Here is a 2,330-nt window from a genome sequence, read left to right on the forward strand (position 1 = left end):
GTGATCAACCGCGCTAACTTGGGTATGGAAGTAATGCACGAGCGCAATGCTCACAACTTCCCTCTCGACTTGGCTGCAAGTGAAGTCACTCCAGTAGCTTTGGTTGCTCCTTCTATCAATGGCTAAGTTTTAGCTTGAAATTACAAAAAGCGCTCCTAGAAATAGGGGCGCTTTTTGTTTGGGGAAAAATATTTTTGGGAACCGTCATGAACGCATGAACCCGTCGGCGAAAACACCGCAACTACAAAAATAAACAGTTCGCGATCGCACTCCTATCAAAGAAACCGGGTTTTTTACCGAATCTACGGGCTGCAACCCATCTTTTCATAAAAAACCCGGTTTCTGACCGCCCGTGCGTCCTGGGCTAATATTGATAGGTGCGATCGCCCTTTAATCCAAGATAAATAATCCCCATGATATTTGAAACAGAGAGATTAGTTTTGAAACCGATTGTGGAGAGCGACCTCAACACGCTTCATAGAATTTTTATCGATGCCTATGTGAGGAGATATCTGTGCGACGGCGAAATCTGGTCGCTACAAAAGGTTGAAGAAATGCTTGCCGAAAACAAAAAGCTGTTTGCCCAAAAGCAATTCGGTATGTGGTTTATAGAAACTAAGAGCGATCGAGAAACTATTGGATTTGTTGGTTTGTGGTATTTTTTTGAAGAAGAACAGCCCCAGTTAGTTTACGCATTGCTGCCAACAGCAACTAAAAAAGGCTACGCTACTGAAGCTGCAACCAAAATATTGGATTATAGTTTTGATGAACTTGGCTTTAACTATCTTGTCGCAAGTTTCGATCGCGCAAACATTGAGTCGCAAAAAGTCGCAGAAAGACTCGGGATGAAACAAGTAGAAGAAAGAATTATGAATGGAAATCCGATATTATTCTTTAGAATCGATAAGTAGTAATTAGCAATAAGGGCGCAATGCACAAATGGCTTTCGGTGGTGGGGATTGGCGAAGACGGATTATCGGGATTGAGTGCGATCGCCCGTACCCTACTCGATCGATCTCAAGTCGTTGTCGGCGGTGCCCGTCACCTAGCCATGCTACCAACCGACGACCCCCGCGAACAATTGCTTTGGGCTTCGCCCATACAAGCAACCGTCGATCAAATCATCCGCCGCCGGGGACAGCCTGTGTGTGTGCTAGCCAGCGGCGATCCGATGTGTCACGGAATAGGGGTAACACTGTCGCGCCAAATTCCCATTTCGGAAATGACTGTGATTCCGGCGGCATCGGCTTTTAGTCTTGCTTGCGCCCGTTTAGGTTGGCCGCTGGCCCAAGTTGAGACTTTCAGTTTGACAAATCGCCCGATCGCATCGATCGCCCTTGCATTGTCGCCGGGGGCGCGCTTGCTGGTGCTGAGCGCTGACAGACACACGCCGGCCAAAGTTTCCCAATTGTTGACGCAGCGGGGGTTTGGCAGCAGTTTGATGACCGTGTTCGAGCGGATGGGAGGGGGAGCGGAACGGCGGATCGAGGGGGTAGCAGCAGCCTGGAATGCAGCGGATTTGGCGGATTTGAACACGATCGCGATCGCAGTTGCAGCCGATCGAGAAACTCTTATCCTCCCCCGAACTGCGGGTTTGCCGGATGCTGCTTATCGCCACGACGGACAACTTACCAAGCGCGAGGTTCGAGCCGTTACTCTGTCAACGTTAGCACCGATTCCCGGAGAGTTGTTGTGGGATGTGGGGGCGGGCTGCGGGTCGATCGCGATCGAATGGATGCGGAGTCATCCTCGGTGCAGGGCGATCGCGATCGAACGCCATCCGGCTCGATTGCAATACATCGCTGAAAATGCCTCGACTTTCGGCGTTCCCGAACTCCAAATTGTCGCGGGAGAAGCGCCGGAAGCCCTGACAAATTTGCCTCAACCGAATGCTATTTTCATCGGCGGCGGTGTCACCGCAGAAGCTGTGCTGGAAACTTGTTGGAATGCTTTAGGTGAAGGCGGCCGATTAGTTGTTAATGCGGTGACAGTTGAGAGCGAGTTTAAAGTTTTGCAATGGCACGATCGTTATGGCGGGGAACTGATTAGAATTGGGATTCAGCGAGTAGGGGCGATCGGTTCTTTTCAGGGTTGGAAACCGCTGGCACCGGTGACTCAGTGGGCGGTAGTTAAAAGATAAAAAGGTAATAAAAACGAGATTCAACATCAAGAATATTATCCCGTAATTGCGATAAAATTGTATCTCACCGTACCCCGATCCGTCGGAGGCCACAGTCAGAACATTAGCAGTCATATACAGCACTTTGCGTGACTAAAAGGTACAGTAACAGCAGTGAGCAAAATAATTTTCGATTTGCTTACTTGAACAT

General features: G+C 49.3%; 2 protein-coding genes and 1 pseudogene. All 3 read left to right on the forward strand.

Translation table 11 applies throughout. The features are described 5' to 3' along the window. A pseudogene (locus QUA23_RS30780) lies at positions 1-126 on the forward strand (photosystem II q(b) protein); the annotation flags it as partial. Between the two features lie 287 nt (positions 127-413). Next, positions 414-911: a GNAT family N-acetyltransferase gene (locus QUA23_RS30785; protein ID WP_333079665.1), complete on the forward strand. Its 498-nt coding sequence runs from the start codon at positions 414-416 to the stop codon at positions 909-911. 20 nt (positions 912-931) lie between these two features. Beyond that, positions 932-2,140 (forward strand): precorrin-6y C5,15-methyltransferase (decarboxylating) subunit CbiE, encoded by a 1,209-nt coding sequence (gene cbiE, locus QUA23_RS30790; RefSeq protein WP_333079664.1) that lies wholly within the window; start codon positions 932-934, stop codon positions 2,138-2,140. The last annotated feature ends 190 nt before the right edge of the window (positions 2,141-2,330 follow it).

Origin of the sequence: Microcoleus sp. Pol1C5 (genome assembly GCF_036701115.1) — a bacterium.
Taxonomy (GTDB): domain Bacteria; phylum Cyanobacteriota; class Cyanobacteriia; order Cyanobacteriales; family Microcoleaceae; genus Microcoleus.

Excerpts from the sequence above, each read along its gene's own strand:
- QUA23_RS30785 (WP_333079665.1), top strand. The coding sequence starts at position 414 with ATGATATTTGAAACAGAGAGATTAGTTTTGAAACCGATTGTGGAGAGC.
- cbiE (WP_333079664.1), top strand. The coding sequence starts at position 932 with ATGCACAAATGGCTTTCGGTGGTGGGGATTGGCGAAGACGGATTATCG.